At 71.9% G+C, this 25,259-nt stretch carries 16 protein-coding genes and 5 pseudogenes; 5 read left to right on the forward strand and 16 right to left on the reverse strand.

The features are described from left to right. Positions 1 to 8: 8 nt before the first annotated feature. The 3 genes from rapZ to B1L11_RS33905 form a co-directional block, all read right to left on the reverse strand. A complete protein-coding gene (rapZ, locus tag B1L11_RS33895) occupies positions 9 to 878 on the reverse strand; it encodes an RNase adapter RapZ (protein WP_079319418.1) in 870 nt (289 codons plus the stop codon). Between the two features lie 248 nt (positions 879 to 1,126). Next, positions 1,127 to 3,133, reverse strand: coding sequence for an excinuclease ABC subunit UvrC (uvrC, locus tag B1L11_RS33900; protein ID WP_079319419.1), 2,007 nt, complete (start codon positions 3,131 to 3,133; stop codon positions 1,127 to 1,129). 117 nt (positions 3,134 to 3,250) lie between these two features. Continuing rightward, a complete protein-coding gene (locus tag B1L11_RS33905; protein WP_079319420.1) occupies positions 3,251 to 4,447 on the reverse strand; it encodes an NAD(P)/FAD-dependent oxidoreductase in 1,197 nt (398 codons plus the stop codon). Between the two features lie 53 nt (positions 4,448 to 4,500). On the opposite strand from B1L11_RS33905, the gene B1L11_RS33910 reads away from it, so the two are divergent. Beyond that, entirely contained in the window at positions 4,501 to 5,193 is a 693-nt protein-coding gene (locus tag B1L11_RS33910) for a TetR/AcrR family transcriptional regulator (RefSeq protein WP_079319421.1), read from the forward strand. A 156-nt stretch (positions 5,194 to 5,349) separates the two neighbouring features. On the opposite strand, the gene B1L11_RS52625 is transcribed toward B1L11_RS33910, so the two are convergent. Together B1L11_RS52625 and uvrA are read right to left on the reverse strand one after the other, a co-directional pair. Further along, the gene (locus B1L11_RS52625; RefSeq protein ID WP_256863132.1) at positions 5,350 to 5,610 is read right to left on the reverse strand and encodes a Rieske (2Fe-2S) protein; all 261 of its coding nucleotides are present in this window, start codon (positions 5,608 to 5,610) and stop codon (positions 5,350 to 5,352) included. Between the two features lie 355 nt (positions 5,611 to 5,965). Next, entirely contained in the window at positions 5,966 to 8,806 is a 2,841-nt protein-coding gene (gene uvrA, locus B1L11_RS33920; RefSeq protein WP_079319422.1) for an excinuclease ABC subunit UvrA, read from the reverse strand. 272 nt (positions 8,807 to 9,078) lie between these two features. Here uvrA and B1L11_RS33925 point away from each other — a divergent pair, with 272 nt between their 5' ends. The 4 genes from B1L11_RS33925 (at position 9,079) to menC (ending at position 13,416) form a co-directional block, all read left to right on the forward strand. Next, positions 9,079 to 9,939, forward strand: a complete 861-nt coding sequence (locus tag B1L11_RS33925; protein WP_079319423.1) for a maleylpyruvate isomerase family mycothiol-dependent enzyme — start codon at positions 9,079 to 9,081, stop codon at positions 9,937 to 9,939. Between the two features lie 12 nt (positions 9,940 to 9,951). Then, positions 9,952 to 10,596, forward strand: a complete 645-nt coding sequence (locus tag B1L11_RS33930) for an MBL fold metallo-hydrolase (protein WP_079319424.1) — start codon at positions 9,952 to 9,954, stop codon at positions 10,594 to 10,596. Positions 10,597 to 10,910: 314 nt separating this feature from the next. Then, positions 10,911 to 12,251, forward strand: a complete 1,341-nt coding sequence (locus B1L11_RS33935) for a gluconate:H+ symporter (RefSeq protein ID WP_256863127.1) — start codon at positions 10,911 to 10,913, stop codon at positions 12,249 to 12,251. 67 nt (positions 12,252 to 12,318) lie between these two features. Continuing rightward, positions 12,319 to 13,416 carry an o-succinylbenzoate synthase gene (gene menC, locus B1L11_RS33940; RefSeq protein ID WP_079319426.1) on the forward strand — a complete coding sequence of 366 codons (1,098 nt, stop codon included), beginning with the start codon at positions 12,319 to 12,321 and terminating at the stop codon, positions 13,414 to 13,416. A gap of 73 nt (positions 13,417 to 13,489) precedes the next feature. Here menC and B1L11_RS33945 read toward each other — a convergent pair whose 3' ends face one another. From B1L11_RS33945 to recN, 11 genes and pseudogenes are all read right to left on the reverse strand, one after another. Next, on the reverse strand, positions 13,490 to 13,789 hold the full coding sequence (locus B1L11_RS33945) for a hypothetical protein (protein ID WP_079319427.1): 300 nt from the start codon (positions 13,787 to 13,789) through the stop codon (positions 13,490 to 13,492). A 100-nt stretch (positions 13,790 to 13,889) separates the two neighbouring features. Continuing rightward, a complete protein-coding gene (pssA, locus tag B1L11_RS33950) occupies positions 13,890 to 14,729 on the reverse strand; it encodes a CDP-diacylglycerol--serine O-phosphatidyltransferase (protein WP_079319428.1) in 840 nt (279 codons plus the stop codon). After that, positions 14,716 to 15,375: a phosphatidylserine decarboxylase gene (locus B1L11_RS33955; protein WP_079319437.1), complete on the reverse strand. Its 660-nt coding sequence runs from the start codon at positions 15,373 to 15,375 to the stop codon at positions 14,716 to 14,718. The genes pssA and B1L11_RS33955 overlap by 14 nt, the downstream gene beginning before the upstream one ends. Positions 15,376 to 15,513: 138 nt before the next feature. Beyond that, positions 15,514 to 16,525 (reverse strand): annotated as a pseudogene (locus B1L11_RS33960) (TerC family protein). 279 nt (positions 16,526 to 16,804) lie between these two features. Continuing rightward, complete coding sequence (locus tag B1L11_RS33965; RefSeq protein ID WP_079319429.1) at positions 16,805 to 17,917, reverse strand: glycosyltransferase family 4 protein; 1,113 nt, start codon at positions 17,915 to 17,917, stop codon at positions 16,805 to 16,807. 167 nt (positions 17,918 to 18,084) lie between these two features. Next, positions 18,085 to 18,771: pseudogene (locus tag B1L11_RS52630) on the reverse strand (lipid II flippase MurJ); the annotation flags it as partial. Positions 18,772 to 18,892: 121 nt separating this feature from the next. Then, positions 18,893 to 19,765, reverse strand: a pseudogene (locus B1L11_RS52635) (lipid II flippase MurJ); the annotation flags it as partial. A gap of 55 nt (positions 19,766 to 19,820) precedes the next feature. Next, a pseudogene (locus B1L11_RS54285) lies at positions 19,821 to 20,775 on the reverse strand (hypothetical protein). 15 nt (positions 20,776 to 20,790) lie between these two features. Beyond that, on the reverse strand, positions 20,791 to 21,804 hold the full coding sequence (locus tag B1L11_RS33980; RefSeq protein ID WP_079319430.1) for a copper transporter: 1,014 nt from the start codon (positions 21,802 to 21,804) through the stop codon (positions 20,791 to 20,793). Then, positions 21,801 to 22,997 carry a putative cytokinetic ring protein SteA gene (steA, locus tag B1L11_RS33985; protein WP_079319438.1) on the reverse strand — a complete coding sequence of 399 codons (1,197 nt, stop codon included), beginning with the start codon at positions 22,995 to 22,997 and terminating at the stop codon, positions 21,801 to 21,803. The genes B1L11_RS33980 and steA overlap by 4 nt, the downstream gene beginning before the upstream one ends. A gap of 450 nt (positions 22,998 to 23,447) precedes the next feature. Further along, positions 23,448 to 25,218 (reverse strand): annotated as a pseudogene (recN, locus tag B1L11_RS33990) (DNA repair protein RecN). Between the last annotated feature and the right edge of the window lie 41 nt (positions 25,219 to 25,259).

Below are 25,259 nucleotides of genomic sequence, written 5' to 3' on the forward strand. Positions count from 1 at the left end.
GGGGGCCGTCACTCGCGGCCCGTGTCCCGGTGGCTGACCTGGACGTCCATGCCGCGCTCGCGCAGGCGGGCGCCGAGTTGCTCGGCCATCGCGACGCTGCGGTGCTTGCCCCCGGTGCAGCCCACGGCGAGGGTGGCGTAGCCCTTGCCCTCGCGCGTGTATCCGGCGGCCACGACGCCGAAGACCTCCTCGTAGCCGTCGAGGAACTCCTTGGCCCCGGGCTGGCTGAGCACGTAGTCGCGCACCGGCGCGTCGAGCCCGTTCATGGGCCGCAGTTCCGGCACCCAGTGGGGGTTGGGCAGGAACCGGCAGTCCACGACGAGGTCGGCGTCGACCGGCAGGCCGTACTTGTAGCCGAAGGAGACGACGTTGACCTTGAGACCCGGCCGGTCCTCGCCGCCGAAGAACGACACGATCTTCTTGCGCAGCTCGTGCACGTTCAGCAGGGACGTGTCGATGACGAGGTCGGCGTTGGCGCGGACCTCGCGCAGGATGCCGCGCTCGCGGTCGATCCCGTCGACGAGCCGCCCGTCGCCCTGAAGGGGGTGGGGCCTGCGGACGTTCTCGAACCTGCGGACCAGTTCCTCGTCGCTCGCCTCCAGGAACACCACCCGGACGCCGACGCCGCGCCCGTCGAGTTCCTCGATCGCCGCGTTCAGGTCGGTGGTGAAGGCGAGGCTGCGCACGTCGACCACGGCCGCGACGCGGTCGGTCGCCATGTTCACCCGGCCCGCCTCCTCGGCGAGCGAGGACAGCAGCCCCGGCGGCAGGTTGTCGATCACGAACCAGCCGAGGTCCTCCAGAGCCTTCGCGGCGGTGCTGCGCCCCGCCCCCGACATTCCGGTGATCACCACGAATGCCGGCTCAGTCGTGCTCATCGCCCGCTCACCGCCTTGCCGCCCATGTCAGCTCGCCCAACGTCAGCCCCGTCGCCGTCCGCCGCCCACGCCGGGATGGCCGACCCTCCCGCGGGGACCGGGTCCGCTCCCGGCGGGAGGGACCCTTTGGTGCCGGAGCATGACACCTCTTCACCTGATCACGCCACCGCCACGCCGGGCGACTCCCACGGCGCCCTCCCCGCTGCCCTGCCGGGGACGGGACATGCCACGGTGCTCGCGCGGGCACCTCACGACCCCTGCCCCGCGGGGGACGGGCTCTCACCGCGCAGCGCCGCGACGATGGCCTCGGCGGTCGCGCGGCCGATGCCGGGGACCTCGCGGATCTCCTCCGCGCTCGCCTCCCGCAGCCGCTTCACGGAGCCGAAGTGCCGCAGCAGGGCCTGACGGCGTGCCGGGCCCAGACCCGGCACGTGGTCGAGCGCGCTCTCCTTGAGCGATTTCGACCTCTTCGTCCGATGGTAGGTGATGGCGAACCTGTGTGCTTCGTCGCGGACGCGCTGTAACAGGTAGAGGCCCTCGCTGCTGCGCGGGAGGATCACCGGCTGGTCGTCGCCGGGCAGCCAGACCTCCTCCAGCCGCTTGGCCAGCCCGCACACCGCGATGTCGTCGATGCCGAGCTCGTCCAGGGCGCGCTGGGCGACCGCCGCCTGCGCCGGGCCGCCGTCCACCACCACGAGGTTGGGCGGGTAGGCGAACTTGCGGGGGCGGCCGGTCTCCGGGTCGATCGGCGTCGCCGCGCCCCCACGACCGACCGCTTCGTATCCGTCCGCGTCGTGTCCTGCCCCGTCGTGCGCTGCGGCGTCGTGCGCCGGCGCGTCGTCCGTCTCCGCGTCCAGCTCGCCCGTCGCCGCCCGCTCCTCCAGGTAGCGCTTGAACCGCCGGCAGATCACCTCGTATATCGAGGCGACGTCGCCTTCCGTGGTCCTGACGGAGAAGCGGCGGTACTCGCTCTTGCGGGCCAGGCCGTCCTCGAAGACCACCATCGAGGCCACGACGTTCTCGCCCTGGATGTGCGACACGTCGTAGCACTCGATCCGCAGCGGCGCCTGGTCGAGGTCGAGGGCGTCCGCGATCTCCTGCAGGGCCCGGCTGCGCGTGGTCAGGTCGCTCGCGCGGCGCAGCTTGTGCTGGGCGAGCGACTCCTTGGCGTTGCGCTCCACGGTCTCCATGAGGCTCTTCTTGTCGCCGCGCTGGGGAACGCGCAGGTCGACGCGGGAACCTCGCTGCTCGCTCAGCAGCTCGATCAGCGCGGCCTCGTCCGGGGGCCGCGCCGGCACGAGGATCTCGCGGGGAATCGTGGCCTCGCCGTACATCTGGAGCAGGAACTGCTCCACCAGCTCGCCGGGGGTGGCCTCCTCGACCTTGTCGACCACCCAGCCGCGCTGCCCGCGGATCCGGCCGCCGCGCACGTAGAAGACCTGGACCGCCGCCTCGAGAGGGTCCTCGGCGAGGGCGATCACGTCGCAGTCTGTGCCGTCGCCGAGCACGACCGTCTGCTTCTCGAGGGCCCGTTGCAGCGCCTGGATGTCGTCGCGCAGCCGCGCGGCCCGCTCGTACTCCTCCACGGCCGCCGCCTCGCGCATCTCGCGCTCCAGCCGCTTCATGAAGCGGCCGGTATTGCCGGCCATGAAGTCGCAGAAGTCCTCGGCGAGGGCGCGATGCTCCTCGGGGGTGACCCGGCCGACGCAGGGCGCGGAGCACTTGTCGATGTAGCCCAGCAGGCAGGGCCGTCCGATCTGCCCCGCACGCTTGAAGACCCCCGCCGAGCACGTCCGCACGGGGAAGACGCGCAGCAACAGGTCGACGGTCTCCCGGATGGCCCAGGCGTGCGAGTAGGGGCCGAAGTAGCGGGTGCCCTTCCGCTTGGCCCCGCGCATCACCTGCACCCGGGGGAAGTCCTCCCCCATCGTCACGGCCAGGTACGGGTACGACTTGTCGTCGCGGTACTTGACGTTGAACCGGGGGTCGAACTCCTTGATCCAGGAGTATTCGAGCTGGAGCGCCTCGACCTCGGTGCCGACCACCGTCCAGTCCACGGACGCCGCGGTCGTCAGCATGGTCTGCGTCCGCGGGTGCAGGCCGGCGAAGTCCGCGAAGTACGAGTTGAGCCGCTGCCGCAGGCTCTTCGCCTTGCCCACGTAGATCACCCGGCCGCCGGGGTCGCGGAAGCGATAGACGCCTGGCGACTCAGGAATCGAACCGGGCGCCGGTCGATAGGTTGCCGGATCCGCCACACCCAAAGACTACTGGCCTACGCCGACAATCCCGCCGTGGCGGGCGGTGGATCCGCCCGGGAGGAACCGCGGCGGCGCCGTGCCGTCCCGTAGTGCTGGTGCTCTCGCGCGTGGCACTCAGGATGGCTGGACTTCGTCGAAGAGGGCGAGGGCCTCGGTGGGGTCCGGGCTCACGAGGCGCTCCAGACCGGCCATCGTGAACTTCGCCCACCTGCCGGCCCGTGCCCACGTCTGTTCCTCGAAGGCGCGGACGGCCTCGTCCAGATCGCCAGGACCGGAGGCGGCGGCGACGGACTCGGCGAGTTCGGCGCCCTCCAGCATCGCGAGGTTCGCGCCCACCCCCAACGGGGGCATCAGGTGGGCGGCGTCGCCCAGGAGCGTCACCCCGGGGACGTGGGCCCAGGTGTGGGACACCGGCAGGACGTACAGGGGGCGGGGGACGAAAGCGGTGCCGTGGCGGAGGAGGTCGAGGACGGGAGCGGCCCAGCCCTCGAACAGAGCCAGCAAACGTGATCGCACGGCCTCGACGTCGGCCAGGTCCAGGCCTGCGCCCAGGACTGCGTCTAGGCCAGCGTCCAGGCCCGCGCGCCGGTTCACGCCCCCATGCCGGTCCAGGTTCGTGTGCCAGTCCAGCGGCGCACGGAACTGGGCGTACACCTTGACGTGGCCGCCGCTGTTGCGCTGGGCGACGAGGCCGCGGTTCACGCCGTACACAGCCACGGAACCGTCGCCTACCAGCCGGGCCAGGTCGGGGTGGCGGGTGTCGACATCGTCCAGGGAGGTCTCGACCACGGTCACGCCGGTGTAGTGCGGCGTCGCGGACGAGACCGCCGGGCGGACCCGGGACCAGGCGCCGTCCGCGCCGACCACGAGGTCGAACGTCTCCTGTCGCCCGTCCGCGAAACGGACCAGCACGCCATCTCGGGTCCCCGGCACCACCTCCGTCACGCCCCGCCCCCACTGGACGTCCAGGGGGCCGAGCAGCAGATCACGGAGTTGCCCGCGGTCGATCTCGGGATTGGCCCGGTCATCCAGACGGGGTCGCCAGTCGCGCAGGACGGTCCCGTCCGTGTCCAGGATGCGCATGGCCTGCCCCTCGGGACGGGACAGCGCCCGGAACTCCGCCAGCAGTCCCGCCTTGTCCAGCGCGAGCTGGCCCAGATTTTCGTGCAGGTCCAGCGTGCCGCCCGGGGGACGGGCGTCGGGGGCGGGATCGCGTTCGAGGACGGTGACGGGGTGATCGTGGCGGTGCAGGACGCGGGCGAAGGTGAGGCCGGCGGGGCCGCCTCCGATCACGGCGATACGGTGTCTCATATCGATACACTGTATTTTGACGAGACGATGTATCGCAACAGTACGATGTACGCATGACTGTGTGGGACCGGCCGGAGCCGCCGACTCGCCCCGCGCCGCTCGACCGGGAGCGAATCGTCGCCGCCGCCATCGCGCTGGCCGACGAGGGCGGGCTGGAGGCGGTGTCGTTGCGCAAGGTCGCCGCCCGGCTGGACGTCGGCCCGATGCGGCTGTACGGATACATCTCCACCAAGGAGGAGTTGTTCGACCTCATGGTGGACGAGGTCTACGCCGAGATCCTCCCCGAGGAGCGGCCAGGCGACTGGCGGGAGGCGCTACACATCCTCGCCCACCGCACCAGGCAGGCCACCCGCCGTCACGAATGGCTGGCCGACCTCCTCGGCGGCCGTCCGGCCCTGGGCCCGAACGCCCTCGCCGTGACCGAGACCACGCTCGCCGCCTTCGACGGCCTCGCCGACCTCGAGACCGTCACGCGCGCCGTGGAGACCGTCAGCGCCTACTTCACCGGCGCGATCAGGCGCGAGATCGCGAACCTGCGGGCCGAGCGCGCCACGGGCCTGTCCGATCGCGACTGGCAGCGCGCCTCCGGCCCGCATGTGATGAGGATGCTGGCCACGGGCCGCTTCCCGGCGCTGGCCAAGTTCGTGCACGACGGCACGGAGGTGGATGCCGACGTGTCCTTCGCGACCGGCCTGGACTGGGTCCTCGACGCCGTGGCCGCCAAACTCGCCCGGCCGCCGGCGTGACGCGCAGGGTTTCCCGGTGACATCCGTGGCACCGCACGGCGCCGCCGGACCGGCCCGCGCGATGGCGTGTCTCTCGGCACCCTCGGGCGAGGGGGTGCTCGCGCGCGGCGGCCATCGGGCACCGGCCTGCCGGAACGGCAGGCCCGGTAGTCCCCGTCAGGCGAGGGTGATGCTGTCGCCGCTCACCGTGATCTTCTTCTCGGCGAGCGGCTTGGCCGCCGGGCCGTTGGTCACGGAGCCGTCCTTGGCGCTGAACTTGCTGCCGTGGCACGGGCAGACGATCTCGTTGTTCGAGACGCTGGAGACAGGGCAGCCCTGGTGGGTGCAGGTCGCGCTGAACGCCTTGAACTCGCCGGCCGCCGGCTGCGTGACGACGACGTCCTTGTCCTTGAAGACCTTGCCGCCGCCCTGGGGAATGTCGGAGGTCTTCGCGAGCTCGCCCCCCGCCCTGTGCCGCCTGAGACTGGGACTGGCCGCCCTGGGACCCGTCCTGGCCCGCCGACACCGTCGTGTCGTCCCCGTCGGAGGCGCCGCACGCGCTCAGCGCCACGGCCAGCCCGGCGCCTCCGGCGCCGAAGATCACGGCCCGGCGTGTCGTATCCGTCATGCTCATCCTTCCCTGATGCGGCGGCCCGGGACGTCCACGGCCCCGGGTCCTTCCCCTGCGCGACGCGTCACCCTGTGTGTCCTCAGGTACGGCCATCACCCCGTCGCCGGTTCAGAGTGACGCGGTCGGAAGCAGAAGAGTAGGGAGAAATAATGAGACGAATACTCATACGCCCAAGATCTTGCGCAGGAACGTGCCGGTGTGGCTCTCCTCGACCCGGGCGACCTCTTCGGGCGTGCCGGCGGCGATGACCCTGCCGCCGCCGGACCCGCCCTCGGGCCCCATGTCGACGATCCAGTCGGCGGTCTTGATGACGTCGAGGTTGTGCTCGATCACGATCACCGTGTTGCCGGCGTCCACGAGCCGGTTGAGCACGCCGAGCAGCCGCCGGATGTCCTCGAAGTGCAGGCCGGTGGTGGGCTCGTCCAGCACGTACACCGTGCGGCCGGTCGAGCGCCGCTGCAGCTCGGAGGCGAGCTTCACCCGCTGCGCCTCGCCGCCCGACAGCGTGGTCGCGGGCTGGCCCAGCCGTACGTAACCGAGACCGACGTCGTTCAGGGTCTGCAGGTGACGGCGGATGGCGGGGATCGCCTCGAAGAACTCCAGGGCCTCCTCGATCGGCATGTCGAGGACCTCGGCGATCGTCTTGCCCTTGTAGTGGACCTCCAGCGTCTCCCGGTTGTACCGGGCGCCGTGGCAGACCTCACAGGGGACGTAGACGTCCGGCAGGAAGTTCATCTCGATCTTGATGGTGCCGTCGCCGGAGCACGCCTCGCAGCGCCCGCCCTTGACGTTGAAGCTGAACCGGCCCTGAAGGTAGCCGCGGACCTTCGCCTCGGTCGTGGCCGCGAACAGCTTGCGCACGTGGTCGAAGACGCCGGTGTACGTCGCCGGGTTGGACCTCGGCGTACGGCCGATCGGCGACTGGTCGACGTGGACGACCTTGTCCACCAGGTCGGTGCCGACGACCCGGGAGTGCCGTCCCGGCACGGTCTTGGCCCCGTTCAGCTCCTTGGCCAGCGCGGCGTACAGGATGTCGTTGACCAGCGTCGACTTGCCGGACCCCGAGACGCCGGTGACCGCGGTGAAGACGCCGAGCGGGAACTCGACGTCCACCCCCTTCAGGTTGTGCTCACGGGCGCCCTTCACGACGAGCTGCCGCTTCTTGTCCCGCGGGCGCCGGATCTCCGGCACGGTGATCGCCTTGCGGCCCGACAGGTACGCGCCGGTCAGCGACTCCTCGCTGGCGAGCAGCTCCTGCACGGTGCCGGACACGACGACCTGGCCGCCGTGCTCGCCCGCGCCTGGGCCGATGTCGACCACCCAGTCGGCGGCGGCGATGGTGTCCTCGTCGTGCTCGACCACGATCAGCGTGTTGCCCATGTCGCGCAGCCGGATCAGCGTCTCCAGCAGGCGCTGGTTGTCCCGCTGGTGCAGGCCGATGGACGGCTCGTCCAGCACGTACAGCACGCCGACCAGGCCGGAGCCGATCTGGGTCGCCAGCCGGATCCGCTGCGCCTCGCCGCCCGCCAGCGTGCCGGCGGCGCGGTCGAGCGTGAGGTAGTCGAGGCCGACGTCGAGCAGGAAGCCCAGCCGGGCGTTGATCTCCTTGACCACCCGCTCGGCGATGTGCATGTCGCGCTCGGACAGCCGCAGGCCGGACAGGAACTTGGCGCAGTCGGCGATCGACATCCCCGAGACCTCGGCGATCGAGGCGTCCCCGACGGTCACGGCCAGCGAGACCGGCTTGAGGCGGCGGCCCTTGCAGGCCGGGCAGGGCACCTCGCGCATGAAGCCCTCGAACCGCTCCCGGCTGGCGTCGCTCTCCGACTCGGCGTGCCGGCGCTGCACCCAGGGGATCACGCCCTCGAACTCGGTGTAGTAGGACCGCTGCCTGCCGTACCGGTTGCTGTAGCGGATGTGGACCTGCTCGTCGTGACCGTGCAGGATCGCCTTCTGCGCCTTCTTCGGCAGCCGCTCCCACGGGGTGTCGAGGTCGAAGCCGAGCGCGTTGCCCAGCGCCTCCAGCAGCCGCACGAAGTAGTCGCTGGTGTGGCCGTTCGCCCACGGGCTGATCGCGCCGTCGCCGAGCGTGCGTTCGGGGTCGGGCACGAGGAGGTCGGGGTCGACCTCCATGCGGGTGCCGAGGCCGGTGCACTCGGGGCAGGCGCCGAAGGGCGAGTTGAACGAGAACGACCGGGGCTCCAGCTCCTCGAACGACAGGTCGTCGTAGGGGCAGTAGAGGTGCTCGGAGTAGAAGCGCTCACGGTTGGGGTCGTCGTCCGGAAGGTCGACGAAGTCGAGCGTGATCGTGCCGCCGGACAGCTGCAGCGCGGTCTCCACCGAGTCGGTGAGCCTGCGCCGCGCGCTCTCCTTGACCGACAGCCGGTCGACGATCACCTCGATGTCGTGCTTCTCGTACTTCTTGAGGGTCGGCGGCTCCTCCAGGCGCACGATCGTGCCGTCCACGCGGGCGCGGGCGTAACCCTTGGTCTGCAGCTCGCGGAACAGCTCGGCGTACTCCCCCTTGCGGCCGCGGATGATCGGGGCGAGGACCTGGAAGCGGGTGCCCTCCTCCAGTTCGAGCACACGGTCGACGATCTGCTGCGGCGTCTGGCGGGCGATCGGGCGTCCGCACTGCGGGCAGTGCGGCTTGCCGATGCGCGCCCACAGCAGACGCAGGTAGTCGTAGACCTCGGTGATCGTGCCGACGGTCGAACGGGGGTTGCGGCTGGTGGACTTCTGGTCGATGGAGACGGCCGGGGAAAGGCCCTCGATGAAGTCCACGTCGGGCTTGTCCATCTGACCCAGGAACTGCCGGGCGTACGCGGACAGGGACTCCACGTACCGGCGCTGTCCCTCGGCGAAGATCGTGTCGAAGGCCAGGCTGGACTTGCCGGAGCCCGAGAGCCCGGTGAAGACGATCAGAGCGTCTCGCGGGAGGTCGAGCGAGACGTCCTTCAAATTGTGTTCGCGTGCGCCACGCACGATCAGGCGGTCAGCCACGGTGGTCCCGATAGGTCGATGAGGTGAATGGAGGTGCACGGGCAGGCTATCCAGAGCCACCGACAATTTCGGGGGGCATCGTCCGGCGGCCGGAAGGGGCGGCCCCGCGTGCTTCCGTGGGACACGCTCCGTGAACCAGGGTATGAGCTTCGTCAAACCCGCGCCCGGCATCCGCGCGAAACCCCTGCTCATACAACCTCCGGGGGCGCCCTCCTCTTCCCGCGCGGTTACCGGGACGGCGGCCGGGGACTCCAGGGTCCATGATTCTTGCCATGTCCGTTATCGACGAGATCGCGCGGGAGCTGGCCGAGGCGACCGAGCGCCTGCTGGCGACCGCCGCCCGCCTCACCGACGAGGATCTCCGCGCGCCGTCCCTGCTGCCCGGGTGGACGAGGGGGCACGTGCTCGCGCACGTCGCCCGCAACGCCGACAGCTACGTCAACCTGCTGGACTGGGCGCGCACGGGGGTGCGCACTCCGCAGTACGCCTCGGCGCGGGCCCGCGAGGCCGGCATCGAGGCGGGCGCCGGCCGCCCGGCCCGTGAACAGCTCGCCGACCTGCGCGACAGCGCGGAGCGGTTCGCGGCGGCGGTCGGGCGGATGCCCGCCGAGGCGTGGACCGCGCCGGTCTCGGGGATGAACCCGCCCGAGCACCCCGCCTGGTACGTCCCGATCCGCCGGCTCAGGGAGGTCGAGGTGCACCACGCCGACCTCGGGGCAGGGTACGGATGGGCCGACTGGCCCGAAACGTACGTGAGACGAGAGCTGTACGACACGATGCTCTGGCTCGGCGACGAGATCCCGGTGGGCGAGGTCGTCGCCCGCGACCCGGGCACCGGCGAGGTGCTGAGGATCTGGACCGGCCTCGGCGACGGCCCGGCCGTGGAGGGGACGCCGCGCGAGCTGCTCGCCTGGCTCGCGGGCAGGACCGACGGCGCGGGCCTGCGGCTCGCCGCACCGCACGGACACATCCGGCACGACGCCTCCGATGCGCGCATCCGGCACGACACAGCCGATGCACGCGACCGGGACGACGCTGCCGGGAGGCTGCCGTCCCCACCGCCCTGGCCGAAGCCGTCCCCGGCGGGGCTGCCCGCCGAACCACCGTCGTCCTGGCCGCCCGCCGGGAACTAGAGAGGAACGATCATGACCTATACCGGAAACGTCACCAAGGGCGGACCCGCCGACGTACGCGAGGTCCCCGGGCTGACGATCTCGAAGATCGAGGTCGGCGACTTCGGCAACAACGCGTACCTGCTCCGGTGCGCCGAGACCGGCGACGGGCTGCTGATCGACGCGGCGGCCGAGCCCGACCGGCTGCTGGAACTCATCGGCGACATGCCGATCAGCTCGATCGTGACCACCCACCGGCACCCCGACCACTGGGGGGCTCTTGAGGAGGTCGCCCGGGCCACCGGCGCGCAGACGGTCGCGCACCCTCTCGACGCCCCCGAGCTGCCCGTGAAGATCACCAGGGAGGTCGAGCACGGCGACCGGGTGACGGTCGGCGTGGTGACGCTGGACGTCATCCACCTGCGCGGTCACACCCCCGGCTCGATCGCGCTGCTCTACCAGGACCGCCACCTGTTCACCGGCGACTCCCTGTTCCCCGGCGGCGTCGGCAACACCCAGAAGGACCCGGCGCGGTTCGAGCAGCTGTTCACGGACGTGGTGGAACGGATCTTCGACCGTCTGCCGGACGAGACATGGGTCTACCCCGGCCACGGCAGGGACACCACCCTCGGCGCCGAGCGGCCGCATCTGCCCGAGTGGAAGGCCCGCGGCTGGTGACGTACGCCTGACGTACGCCCGGACGACCGGCGTCCCGCCGCGGGACGCCGGCTCGCGCGCCCCGGTTCTGTCAGTCCGGTTCTGTCAGTCCGGTTCTGTCAGTCCGGTTCAGTCAGTCCGGTTCAGTCAGTCCGGTTCAGTCGGTCCGGGGCCGTGAGTCGCGGCGCGTGATCCGGTTTCGCGTGATTCGGAGGGCTCCTGCGGGGCAGCGGCTACCGCACGGACCGTCGGAGGAGCCCCCGGATGACCCCCCCTCGTGACCACCCCCCCTCGCGAGCGCGGCCGCGTGGAGCGGCCATGACACCCGCCTCATCGTGGCCGCCCTGGCCGGCATCGCCGTCATCGTGCTGCTGATCACGAAGCTGCGGACCCACCCGTTCCTCGCTCTCGCGCTCGGCTCGGGCGTGCTCGGCCTGGTGGCCGGCATGGCCCCGGAAAAGCTGATCGACAGCTTCTCCACCGGGCTCGGCTCGACCGTGGCCGGCGTCGGCGTGCTCATCGCACTCGGCGCGATGCTGGGCAAGCTGCTGGCCGACTCGGGCGGGGCCGAGGAGATCGTGGACGGCATCCTGCGCCGCAGCGGCGACCGGGCCCTGCCGTGGGCGATGACCCTGATCGCGGTGCTCATCGGACTGCCGATGTTCTTCGAGATCGGGCTGGTCCTGCTGATCCCCGTCATCCTGCTGGTGGCCCGGCGCAGCGGCCGTCCGCTGCTGCTGATCGCGGTCCCCGCCCTGGCGGGCCTGTCCGTCCTGCACGGCCTGGTGCCCCCGCATCCCGGACCGCTGGTCGCGATCGACACGCTCAAGGCGGACCTCGGGCTCACGCTCGGGCTGGGCCTGCTGGTGGCGATCCCGACCGTGATCGTGTCCGGCCCGCTGTTCGCCAGGTTCGCCGCCCGATGGGTGCGGCCGGCGCCGCCCGAGCGCCTCGAACGCGAGCAGACCCCCGAACCTGAAGACAGGGCACCGGAGGACGCGGAGCGCCCTCGGCCGGGGTTCGGCGTCACGGTGGCCACGATCCTGCTGCCGGTCGTGCTGATGCTGGGCCGGGCCGTCGCGGAGATCGTCCTGCCGAAGGACTACGCGGTGCGCACGGTGTTCGAGGTCCTCGGCACTCCCCTGATCGCCCTGCTCATCGGGGTGATCGTGGCGATGTTCACGCTGGGCCGCGCCGCGGGCTTCGGCCGGGCCCGGATCTCCTCCGCGATCGCCGACTCGCTGCCGCCGATCGCCGGGATCCTGCTCATCGTCGGCGCCGGCGGAGGATTCAAGCAGACCCTGGTCGACTCGGGCGTCGGCAAGGTCATCGGCGAGGCCGCGCAGAGCGCGAGCGTGCCCGTGCTCGTGCTCGGCTGGCTGATCGCCGTCGGAATCCGCCTCGCCACCGGTTCCGCCACGGTCGCCACGATCTCTGCCGCCGGGATCGCCGCTCCGCTGGCGGCCGGGCTCTCCCCCGCCCACGTCGCCCTGCTCGTGCTCGCCATCGGCGCCGGTTCCCTGTTCTTCTCCCACGTGAACGACGCCGGGTTCTGGCTGGTCAAGGAGTATCTCGGGATGTCCGTCGGCGAGACCGTCAAGAGCTGGTCGATCATGGAGGCGATCATCTCGGTGGTGTCGTTCTGCTGCGTGCTCCTGCTCGGGCTGGTGCTCTGAGGACCTTCCGGGGACCTCCGTATAGTGGTCGGCGCAAGCCGTTCTTCCCCTGGAGCCCGGGCACCTCATGGAGATCACTGGAATCGAACTGCGCCGGATCGCGATGCCGCTCGTCGCGCCGTTCCGGACGTCGTTCGGCACCGAGACCACCCGCGACGTCCTGCTGGTGCGGGTGGTGACGCCGGAGGCCGAGGGCTGGGGCGAGTGCGTGGCGATGTCCGAGCCGCTGTACTCCTCCGAGTACGTGGACGCGGCGGCCGACGTGCTGCGGCGTTTCCTGATCCCCGCGCTTCCCCGCGAGCTGGATCCGCAGGCCGTCGGTCCCGCCCTCGCGCCGTTCAAGGGCCACCGGATGGCGAAGGCGGCGCTGGAGGCCGCGGTGCTCGACGCGTCGCTCCGGATCACCGGGGAGTCCTTCGCCCGCTACCTCGGCGCCACCCGTGACCGCGTCCCCTGCGGCGTCTCGGTCGGGATCATGGGCTCGGTGGCCGAACTGCTCGACACCGTCGGGGCGTACGTCGAGGAGGGCTACGTACGTGTCAAGCTGAAGATCGGGCCGGGGTGGGACGTGACGCCGGTCCGCGCGGTCCGCGAGCGGTTCGGGGAGGACCTGCTGCTCCAGGTGGACGCCAACGCGGCCTACACGCTCGCGGACGCCCGTCATCTGGCCCGGCTGGACGACTTCGACCTCCTGCTGATCGAGCAGCCGCTGGCCGACGACGACCTCGTGCAGCACGCCCGGCTCGCCCGGTCGATCCGCACGCCGATCTGCCTCGACGAGTCCATCGAGTCGGCCGCCCACGCGGCGGCGATCAGCCTCGGCGCGTGCTCGGTGGTCAACATCAAGCCCGGCAGAGTGGGCGGTTACCTGGAGGCCCGGCGCATCCACGACCTGTGCCGCGCCCACGGCGTCGCGGTGTGGTGCGGCGGCATGCTGGAGACCGGGATCGGGCGGGCTGCCAACGTCGCGCTGGCCGCGCTGCCCGGCTTCACGCTCCCGGGCGACACCTCCGCCTCCCGGCGCTACTTCCACACCGACGTGACCCCGCCGTTCGAGCTGGACGGCGGGCACCTCGACGTTCCGGACGGTCCGGGGCTGGGCGTGGACCCCGTCCCGGACGTCCTGGACAAGGTCACCACGGCGACGGAGTGGATCAGGCTGTGACGGCCCGGACCGGTCAGGCGTCGCCGAGAGCAGGGTCGACCCTTCAGGCGTCGCCGAGGGCAGCGTCGACCCGTCAGGCGTCGCCAAGAGCAGGGTGCGGCCGGGGCTCGCCGGTGGTGAAGACCTTCACGATGCGGTCGGCCGCGAGAGCGGGCTCCTCCGCGCTCTCCACCACGTCGCCCCAGGACCAGCGGTAGAACCAGCCGTCCGACATCGCGACGCAGTCCACGGTCTCGGTGAACAGCGCGGCGTCCGGGTCGCGGACCTTCAGCGAGGGCGGGTCGGGGCGCAAAGACGCCTCCAGCCCCCGCAGTTCAAGCTCCCGGGCCAGTTTGCCGAGGAAGTACGTCCGGGTGTGCTCACGAGGAGGCATGGCGACCAGGGCTCCATTGGACTAGGCGGTTTTCTCCACTGATTGGCCGGGCCCAAGGTGGCGGGCCCCAGCCGACCGGGGCCCTGTTCGTGCGACGACGTCAGCCCGCGTTCTCCGTGCGTCGTTCCCTGCGCTGCTGCTGTTTGAACATGAGAACGCGAAGCGGAATGGCGGACACGATCGCGATCTGCATGGTGGCGCCCACCTTGATGAGCTGGTCGCCGCCCGCGAGACCGGCCGCCCAGATCGTCAGGCAGGCCACGTTGATCAGCATCCAGGCCAGCACGACGGCGGCCAGGTTGCCCTTCGGCTTGGGGTATTCGATCCGGCTGACCATGAGCCAGGCCACGGCGAAGATGGCGGCGAGCGTGACGTAGTTCGGCTGGAAGAGCAGCACGATCGACACCACGGTCATCGCGCCCATCGGGATCGGCAGGCCCATGAAGTCGCCGCTCTTGGTCTTCACGCAGGCGAAGCGGGCCAGCCGTACCACGCCGGCGAGCAGCACGGACCCGGCCGCGCACAGCACCAGCCACAGCGGGAGCTTGCCGGAGAAGCCGGCCCAGATCATCACCATGAAGGCGGGCGCGAAGCCGAAGCTGATCACGTCGGCGAGGTTGTCCAGCTCGGCGCCCATCGCGGACGCGCGGAACTTCCTGGCCACCAGGCCGTCGAACAGGTCGCAGGTCGCGCCGATGAGCAGCAGCACCACGGCCGTGCCGAAGAAGCGTGGGTCGGGGGCGAACTTGCCGCCGGCCTGCAGGTCGCTGATCGCCGACCAGGCGAGCACGCAGACGGCGAGGAAACCGCTCAGGGCGTTGCCGAGCGACAGGGAGTCGGCGGCCGACAGGCGGAAGGCCTTGCCGACGGGCCCACGCGGCTCCTCGGCCACCTCCTCCACCGGCCAGGAGGCCTCGGCTCCGAGGTCAGACGTGGTCAAGGCGCGTCACCCCCGCGACGGTCCGGGTGCCGACGGTGACCGCCGGCCTGATGCCCTCGGGCAGGTAGACGTCCACCCGGGAGCCGAAACGGATCAGGCCGACCCGCTCGCCCTGGACGACCTTCGCGCCCGCGAACAGGTACGGCACGATACGGCGCGCGACGGCGCCGGCGATCTGCACCATCTCGATGTCCCCGATCGCGGTGTCGAAATGCCAGACGACACGCTCGTTCTTGTCGCTGTCCTTGTTGAACGCGGGCACGAAGCCGCCGGGCACGTGCTCGACCGAGGTGACCGTGCCGGCCGCGGGCGCCCGGTTGACGTGCACGTTCAGCGGGCTCATGAAGATCGCGACGCGGGTGCGGCCGTCCGGCCACGGGTCGATGCTCTGCACGACGCCGTCGGCGGGCGAGATGAGCCTGCCCTCGCCGGGCGCGCGCTCGGGATCGCGGAAGAACCACAGCATCCCGCCGGTGAGTGCGGCGAGCGGCGCCGCGGCCAGCGCCCAACGGGGCGACCTGCGGGTGAGGACGGCGGTGACGGCCGCCGCCGCGGCGGTCGGAGCCAGCCACGGGGACACCCCGCGTGCGAGCCTGACTCGGCCCCGGGCACTTCCCGCGAGCCCGGATTCAGGGCCGCGGGGCAACGATTCGTTGGACACAGATGACCTTTGTACTCTTCTGGCGACTATGGAGCGGCATGCGAGCTAACGATCGATATTACCGATCCGGCAGTCAATGTGTGGCACAACGAGAACAAGCAAACAGGGTGAGTGCCCGTTTCGCTAGCCCTGCGGGGCTTCCGCCTGAGACGCCTCCGTCTGAGAGGCTTCCGCCGGAGTAATGGCCCTGTCGTCGCGGCGAGCCTTGATGAGACTGGCGACGGTGGTCACGGCCATGGTCACGCCGATGACCGCCAGCGACACCCAGATGGGGATCTGAGGGGCCCAGGAGACCTCGTTCTCGTGAAGTGCTTCGAGAATCAGCTTAACCCCGATGAATCCGAGGATGAACGCCAATCCGTAGCTGATGTAGACCAGCCGCTGCAGCAGTCCGCCGAGCAGGAAGTAGAGCTGACGCAGTCCCATCAGGGCGAACGCGTTCGCGGAGAACACGATGAAGGCCGCCTTCGTGAGCCCGAAGATGGCCGGGATCGAATCGAGGGCGAACAGTAGATCCGTGGTGCCGATGGCGATCATCACGATCAGCATGGGTGTCACCATGCGCTTGCCGTCCACGCGCACGGTCACCCGGGAGCCGACGTAGTCGGGGGTGGTCGGGAAGACCCGCCGGGCCCAGCGCAGGAGGATGTTCTCGTTGAACTCCTCGTCCTCCTTGTTGTGGTCCCTGATCAGCGTGTACGCCGTGTAGATGAGGAAGACCCCGAACGCGTACAGCAGCCAGCCGAAGCGGCTCAGCGCGGCGGCCCCGATGGCGATGAAGATCCCGCGCATGACGAGCGCCAGGACGATGCCGACCAGCAGGACCTTGTGCTGGTAGATCCGGGGCACCCCGAAGCGGGTCATGATGATGTAGAAGACGAACAGGTTGTCGACGCTGAGGCTGTATTCCGTCAGATAGCCCGCGAAGAACTCGCCACCGAGTCCGGACGGCCCAAACCGTTAACCCGATGCCGAACAGCACAGCCAGGCAGACGTAGAAGCCCACCCAGATGCCGGCCTGCCGCATCGAGAACTCGCGTGGTTCACCTCGATCGACGATCCACAGGTCGACGGCGACCACGACGACGAGACCCACGATGACCAGGGCCCACAACCACAGGGGTGCATGTACCACGATTACCTCCGGCGCGCGCTGAACACACTGCCGGAGGTCTCTCCCGCCCGTACGCGCACGGCGGACCGACGGCCCCGGGTGCTTACACCGTGATGACGGAACCGCCGCGAAGGGATACTCCCCCCCAACCCGTCCAGTATATGGATCAGACTTAGCCTCGCCTAATCCTTGCCGGAACGTCGGCGCTCGTCCGCAGGAACGCGCGACGGCTCACCGGGCCGCCGGTCTTGTGTCACCGGCGCGAGAGGGGGGTCGCACCCTCTCGCCACCCCGCCGCCGCTACGAGGCGAGCCCGTACGCCGCGAGCACCGCCCGCAGCGCCGCGTCCTCGTCGGGCAGCTCACGGCCACGCCGTACGGACGCCTCCGCCAGGCGGGCGGCCAGGGCCGGATCGCCGAGCAGGCGGCCGATCTCCCGGCTCAACGCGCCGGGGTCCTGCGGCGGCACCAGCAGGGCCGCCTCGCCCACCATCCCGGGCACGCCGCCCACCCGGGTCGCGATGATCGGCCTGCCCGCCCGCAGCGCCTCCTGGACGCTCAGCGGCTGCCCTTCCCATCGGCTGGGCACGATCACCGCCGTCGCGACCTGGAGCAGGTCGGCCGGTTCGGCCCAGCCGTACAGGACCACGGGCAGTTCCTCGGCCTCGACGCGGGCCTGAAGCTCCTCGCGCAGCGGCCCGTCACCCGCGATCACGAAGACCGGGTCCCCCTTGTACGGCGCGGCCGCCGCGTCGAGCAGCGTCTCCAGGCCCTTCTGCTGGGCCAGCCGGGCGACCGTGAGCAGGATCGGCCGCTCCTGCACGGCCCGCGGCGCGTCCGCCGGGCCGGGCAGCCGGGCGGCGATCTCGGCCCGCACGTCCTCGGCCGGGCGGGCGGGTTCGGCGAGCGGCGGCGCGGGCACGACCGCGAGGTCCACCCCCCGGGCGCCCCTGGCCCGCATGCGCTCCGCGACGTCGGGCGAGATGGCCAGAACCCGGTCCGCACGCCGGGCGACGATCCGTTCCAGCAGCCGGTAGACCGCGCCGATCGCGCCGCCCGCCGTGACCGCGTTGTGCAGGGTGACCACGAGTCGCGGCCATCCCCGCGCCCCGGTGAGAGCGAGCGCGGCCAGCGCTCCGGCCCGCAGGCCGTGGGCGTGGACGACGTCCGCGCCGCGGGCGAGCCTGCGCAGGCGCAGGGCGGTCCGCAGGTCGTGCGCGGGGTGCGGCCGGTCGGCGATCACGACCTCGGCGAAACCCGCGCCGGTGCCGGTGAAAGAGAATGCCTCCTCGGTGCTGCCGGGACCCGCGACCAGCACGCGGTGCCCCCGCGTGGCCAGCCCACCGGCGAGCATCCGCACGTGCCGGGCCACGCCCCCCACGCTCGATCCCAGCACGAGCACGATTCGACTCATGCCACCTCCTCGCCTCCGGCTCGGAGCGGCATGCGCCAGACGCTGTGCTTACTGATTCGCTCGCTACGCTCGCTCATGCCACCTCCTCGCCTCCGGCTCGGAGTCCGGTCGTGCCGGAGCGCGCGATCCGGCGCCTCGCCAGACGCTGTGCCTACTGATCAGCTCGCTCATACCGTCTCCTCGGCCGGTGGCTCCGCCGGGCTCGTGCCTCTCCCGCGTCTCACTCCGGACAGGGCGGCGGTCAAATCTCTCCGATCCACGAGGGCGGCGACGAGGACCCCCGCGACCACGGCCGTCAGACCGGCGAGAGCGGCCGTCAGGAGCCCGCCCCACGGGCCCTCGCCCGACAGGGGAATCCGCGCGGCCGCCGCGCCCGCGAGGAAGCCCGCGCCCCCGCCCAGCAGAGCGGCCAGACCGGCCCGCGGGACGCCGTGAACGGCCCGCGCCCCTCGCGCCCGCACGACCGAGGCCACCAGCAGCCCTGCCCCCACCGTCATGCCGGCCGCCTGGCCGAGTGCGAGCCCGCCCAGGCCCCAGCCGTCCGGCAGCACGAGGACGAACGCCACCTGGGCCACGGCCACGACCAGCCATCCGGCGACCTGCCCCCGGGCCGCCGCTCTGCCCTGTCCCGCCGCGTACAGCACCCGGCTGAGGTGGGCCACCAGGCCATACCCGATGAGCCCCGGCGCGAACAGCGCGATCCCCCGGGCGAAGTCCGCCGCGGCGACCGCGGTGTCGGCCCGGGCGAGGAAGACGTGCGCGACCGGTTCCGCGACCGCGGCGAGCGCACCGGCCGCCAGGCCGCAGACCAGCACGACCGCGCGTGTCGTCCGCGCCGCCAGCGCCGCCGAAGCCGTCGCCCCCCGTCCCCCGCCCGCGTCCTCGGCCTCGGCCTGCGCCCGGGCGGCGAGCGCGGGGAACGCGCTGGGTCGCGATGGGCACCGCGAGCACGGCGTACGGCACCTGGTAGATCGCCCACGCGTAGTTGTAGGCGGGCAGCGCGCCCCCGCCGACGCGGTTGGCGATGGGAATCAGGATCGCCGCGGCGGCCTGCTGGGCGACCAGCGCGCTCAGCCCGGCCAGAGCGAGCCGCCGCACCTGTACGGCGACGCCCTCGGGGAAGCGGAGCGTGGGCCGCCACCGCAGGCCGAGCCGCCATGTGGGCCCGGCCACCGTGACGACCAGAGCCAGCACGCCGAGCGTCGTGCCCGCAGACAGCGCGATCTCGGCCGGCGCGGGCACCGCGGCGGGGTCCTTGTGACCGCCGCTGAGCGGCCCGAAGGCCAGGTAGGCGATGATGACCACCACGCTCGACACCAGCGGCGCCAGTGCCGGCCCCGAGAAGCGGCGATGGGCCTGCAGCACGCCGTAGAGCACCACGGCCATGCCGTACAACGGGATCTGCGGCGCGAACACGACCAGCATGCGCGCGGCGACGGCGGCCACCTGGCCGACGTCGCAGTGCTCCACGTCGGAGCCGACGAGCAGGCGCGCCACCGGCGCCGCGACCAGGGCGGTCAGCGCCGCGAGCGGCACCAGCAGCACGATCACCCAGGTCAGCAGCGCGGAGGCGATCCGGCCGACCTCCGCACGCGCCCCATCGTCCGATCTGGCGGCGGCGCCGGCGAGCACCGGGACGACCATCCCGGCGAGCGCGCCGCCCACCACGACCTCGAACACGATGTTCGGCACGTTGTTGGCCGTGTAGTAGGCGGTGGCCAGGCAGTTCGTGCCGACCGTGCGCGCGAACGCCAGTTGCTTGGCGAAGCCGGTCACCCGCGCCAGGACCGTGATGACCCCGATGAGGACCGCCGCCCCCGCGATCCCCGCCCCGAGCCGTCTAACCATTCCGCTTACCCATGCCGGTGCCGCACGCCTCCGCGGACGGCCCTGGTCGTCCAGGTCACCCGTGCGACCCCGGCGAGCCGGGGGCGGTCTGGGGAGCGCGGCGGCCGAGCATGTCCAGGCGGTTGAGCACCCGGTTGCCGGCGATGACCTTGGTGAAGCTGACCTTCTCCGAGGCGGCGGTGAGAGCGGCGACGACACCGAGGGCGGCGATCCGGCCGGGCCTGCCCAGCCGGGCCGTGGCCGCCAGGCCGAGCAGCGCGCCGAGCGCGTTCGCCCCGGCGTCGCCGAGCATCGCCCGCTCGCCCAGGTCCTCGGGCAGCAGCGCCGCCGCCGCGCCCAGCGGGACGGCGGTCAACGCGGCGGCCTGACGGGAGCGCGGGCCGTACGGCGCGGCGATCGAGGCGGCCAGCAGGGGGACCCCGGCGAGCAGCCCCACCTTGATCGCGCGGCCGGGCCGCAGGTCGAACAGGTTGGCCAGATTGGCGCTGCCGGCGATCAGCGCGCCGTCGACGAGCGTGTCGAGGGACCGCGCCACCACGCCCTCGCCCTGGACGTGCCGGGGGGGCGAGGGCCGCCGCGGCGAGCCCGGTCGCACCGATGCCGAGGATCTTGACCGCTCCGCTGGTCACCTCGCCGCGTGCGAGCGCGGCCAGGTGGCCCTTGAACCCCTTCGACGAGGTCGTGCCGAACAGGTCGTCGTACGCGCCGAGGACGCCGCTGCCCGCGCCGGCGAGCACGGCGGCCGCGCGGGCGCGTACCGGGAGGCCGGGGGCGAGGGCGGAGGCGGCCACGGCGCCGGCGGCGAACGCGGGGCCCTCCAGCAGCGTGACCGGCTCGCCCCGATGGTTGACCCGGGTCCAGTACTCGTCGGCGGTCTTCTCGTCGCCGATCGGCGGGCGGCGCCGGAAAGCGGCGAAGGCGGCGCGCGCGGCGGCCGCGCCGAGCGCGGCGCCGACGGCGGCTCCGAGCACCGCGGCGGCGCGGGTGCCGGCCTGGGGACGTCTGGCCACGGCTGTTGCCCTTCTCTACGTGTTCGTCAGGCGTGATGTGCCGGTCGGCGGCTCAGCCCCGGCTCGCCGCCGGGGTGGGGGTCTGGCTGGCGCGGTCACCGTGGGCTCGAACGCCGTCGCGCCGCTGCCGATGCCGTACGAGCCCGAACGGCCGGCCAGTTGCTCCCGCAGAGCGTAGACCACCACGACACGGCCCGCGGCGAAATCGACGGTGTCGACGGTCGAGACCGCCGAGGCCACGCCGCCGGTGTCGTGCAGCGCCGCGATGACGCCGCCGTTGGCGGAGGCGGTGACGGTGCCCGCCAGGACGGTGCCGAGAGCGCCGCTGTCGAGGCCCGCCGCGACCGAGACGAGCGCGTTCGTCTGCCGGTCGGCGTCCTCCCCCTCGTACGGCTGGGCCGGCGCGAGCACGATGGCCATCGTCGCCCGCTGCTCGGGGTCGCCGTTCAGAGTCAGGAAGTCGCCCGCCTGGAACGCCTCGAGCACGCCGGTGGCCGCGGGGTTGGCCCGGCCCGCCTGCGCGCGGTCGTTGGTCACGATCGCGCCGGCGAGCATCGCGGCGGCCTTGTCGTACGGCGTGGCCCCGTCGGGGAAAGCGGTGCCGGCCGGGGCGAGGTTGGTGGCCAGCCCGTCCACCACGCTCGCCTGCTCGGCCTCGACGAACTTCTCGGTCAGGCTGACCCTGCCGGCGTAGGAGGCGCCCGCGCTCGTGACGAGCTTCTCGATCGGGTCGCGCAGGGCGGCCGACGCACCGGGAGCCTCGACGAGCACGACGCGCTCCCCCGCGAGCTGGCCGCGCACGAGCTCGGGCAGGTGGGTCGTGACCAGCGAGTCGCCGCCCTCCTCGCGCGTCTGCAGCTGCGAGATCTGCGTCAGGTATTTCTCGTTGGCCTGCCGCAGCGACGCGGTCATCTCCTCGGCCGACTTGAAGAACGTGGGCTCGAGCACGGTGCTGCCCAGCACGATGCCGACCGTGAGCGCGAGGAAGATCGCCACGATCGAGACGAGGTGATAACGGAAATCGATCACGAGAAGAGTCCGACCAGCCAGAAGATGAAGCCGTTCCAGGCCACGCGCAGGCCGTTCAGCCACACCTGACCGATCGGCGATACCGAGAGGACCACGCCGATCGTGACCAGCGTGGTGGCCACGAGCAGCAACAGGGAGGGCGTGGAGATCCGGCTGCGATAGAGCCTGCTCACGCCCTTGGCGTCCACGAGCTTGCTGCCCACCCGCAGGCGGGTGAGGAAGGTGCTCGCCGCGCCCGACCTGCCCTTGTCCAGGAACTCGTCGAGCGTCCAGTGGGTGCCGACCGCGACGATCAGCGTGGCGCCCTTGTCGTCGGCCAGGAGCATCGCGATGTCCTCGCTCGTCCCGGTGGCGGGGAACACGACCGCCTCCTGGCCCAGCTTGCGCACCCGCTCGAGCCCCGGCGCCCGCCCGTCGCGATAGGCGTGGACGACCAGTTCGGCGCCGCAGCACAGCGCCTTCTCCGAGACGGAGTCGAAGTCGCCCACGATGATGTCGGGCACGTACCCGGCCTCGAGCAGCGCGTCCGCCCCGCCGTCCACGCCGATCAGCACCGGGCGGTACTCCCGGATGTACGGCCGCAGCGTGGCGATGTCCTCCTTGTAGTGGTAACCCCGCACCACGATGAGAGCGTGGCGGTTCTCCAGGGAGGTACGGATGTCGGGCACGCCGACCCCGTCGATCAGAAGGTCGCGCTCGCGCCGGACGTACTCCATCGTGTTCGCGGCGAAGGCCTCGATCTGGACGGCGAGGCCCGCGCGCGCCTCGGTCATCGCCGCTTCGACGCTCTCGGCGGTCTGCGGCTCCCCCTTGCCGACGAGTTCCTCGCCGAGGTAGACCATGCCGTCGTGGACGCGGACGACCTCGCCGTCGGCGATCCGCTCGAACAGTTCCGGCGACGCGTTGTCGATCAGAGGGATGCCAGCATCGATCAGGATCTGCGGCCCGAGGTTGGGGTAACGACCGCTGATGCTCGCGGCGACGTTGACCACGGCCGCCACGCCGCACGCGACGAGAGCCTCCCCGCTGACCCGGTCGATGTCGACGTGATCGATAATCGCGATTTCCCCGGGCTTGAGGCGCTTGGTCAGCCTCTTCGTCCGCCTGTCGATTCTCGCCACTGCCGTCACCCCGGGAAGGCCGTCGGCCTTCCTGCGGCGGAGGCCCGGAACATTCAAGCTCGGGACCTTCATCATGACCATCCTGCCAGAGGCGGCGACCGCCGCGCTTCCACACCCCACGGCTCGTCTGAATTGTCACTGCAAGTCAGGGATGTTGCCGAGGTGCGCCGACCGGGGGCAGCCGAGCCAACGCACACCTTCCGCGACGCCGTCCGCCCCCGTTCCTCCGCCCCCTCGTTGCCGGGGCTTGACTGCTTCCCGGCGCGCCCTGCTCCAAACGTCACCCCCGCGCGCGCCCCGCCGAGTGTACGCGCTGGACGGGCCGGCGGCGGCGAGCCGCGGCAGGTCCAGCAGGCTCGCCCTGGCCCGGCATCTGCGCGATTTCGCGCTGCCGCGACCCCGAGGCCCCCGCGCGCGAACCGCACCGCGCCTACACCGCGTCTGCACCGCACCGCCTGCACCGCACCGCGCCTGCACCGCGTCTGCACGGCACCGCGCAGTGGCCGGCGACGGCCGCAGCCCTCAGCCGGCGGCGCGGCGGCCCCCGCGCCTGGCCGCCCCCGGGGACGCCTTCTCCCAGGCGGCCTTGTCGGCGGCGGCGATGGACAGCAGCTCGGCGGCGTGCGCCCGGCCGAGCTCGGAGTCCTCCAGGCCGGCGAGCATCCGCGACAGCTCCCGCTCGCGGCCCTCCTGGTCGAGCGTCACGACACCGCTGCGGACCACCCTGCCGTCGCTCGCCTTCTCGACCACGAGGTGCTGGTCGGCGAAGGCCGCCACCTGCGGCAGGTGGGTGACCACGATGACCTGCGCCGTCCTGGCGAGCTTGGCCAGCCGCCTGCCGATCTCCACGGCCGCCTTGCCGCCCACCCCCGCGTCGACCTCGTCGAACACGAACGTCGGAACGGGGTCGGCGCCGGCGAAGACCACCTCGATGGCGAGCATCACCCGGCTCAGCTCGCCGCCGGAGGCGCCCTTGGTCAGCGGCAGCGGCGGCGCGGCGGGATGGGATGCCAGCCGGAGCTCGACCTCGTCCACGCCGTGCGGGCCGAAGCCGTCGGTGGCGGTGATCGCCACGCTCACCCGGGCGTGCGGCATGGCGAGCGCGGTCAGCTCCTCGGTCACCGCCTGGCCGAACCGGTCGGCCGCCGCGGTGCGGATCGCCGTCAGCTCACCGGCCAGCTCGCCCAGCCGCTCGGTGAGTTCACCGTGCTCCCGTGTCAGCTCCTCGATGCGCTCGTCGTCGCCTTCGAGCTCCGTCAGCCTCTCGGCGGCCCGCTGCGCCCACGCGAGAACCGCCGTGACGTCCTCGCCGTACTTGCGCATGAGCCCGTTCAACGCCGCCCTGCGCTCCTGCACGGCGGCCAGCCGCGCCGGGTCGGCCTCGACCGACTCGGCGTACGCGGCCAGCTCGGTCGCCACGTCGGAGACCAGGTAACCGGCCTCGGCCAGGCGGTCGGCGAGCCCGGCGAGCGCGGGGTCGAAGTCGCGCACGGACTCCACGGCCGCCTTCGCGTGACCGAGCAGCGACACGGCGTCCTGCACGTCCTGCGCGCTCGACATCGGATCGCCGAGCAGCGCCGCGTGCGCGGTCGTGGCGGCGGTGCGCAACGCGTCGGCGTGCGAGAGCCGCTCGGCCTCCTCCTTCAGCTCGGCGTCCTCCCCCGCCCTGGGCTCGACCTTCTCGATCTCCTCCAGGCCGAACCGCAGCACGTCGGCCTCCTGCGCCCGCTCCCTGGCCTTGACGGTCAGCTCGTGGAGCAGCTCGCCCACCTGCTTGTGCCGCTTGTAGGCCTGCTCGTAGGCCCGCAGGGGTTTGACCAGCTCGTCACCGGCGTAGCGGTCGAGCGCCGCGCGCTGCCTGCCGGGCTGCAGCAGCCGCTGCTGGTCCATCTGCCCGTGCACGGCCACGAGGTCGTCGGCGATGTACGTCAACGTGCCCACGGGCACCGCACGGCCGCCCAGCCAGGCGCGGGAGCGGCCCTCCGCGGAGACCGAGCGGGAGATGATGAGCTGCCCGTCCTCGACCTCGCCGCCGACGTCGGCGACCTCGCTGGGCCACCCGGCCCCCGGGCTCGATCACGAGCGTGCCCTCGATCAGCGCCTTGTCGGCGCCCGGCCGGACCCTGGCCGGGTCGGCCCGCCCCCCGAACAGCAGGCCTAGACCGGTGACGACCATCGTCTTGCCGGCCCCCGTCTCACCCGTGACGACGGTGAATCCCGGTGACAGCTCCAGTACGGCCTCGTCGATCACGCCGAGCCCCTGGATGCGGACCTCCTCGACCCGTGGCCGCACTGGTCCCTCCCGTTTTGCCGACCGAACTCGCCAGAGATCCT

The organism is Microbispora sp. GKU 823, assembly GCF_002027145.1.
Taxonomy (GTDB): Bacteria; Actinomycetota; Actinomycetes; order Streptosporangiales; family Streptosporangiaceae; genus Microbispora; species Microbispora siamensis.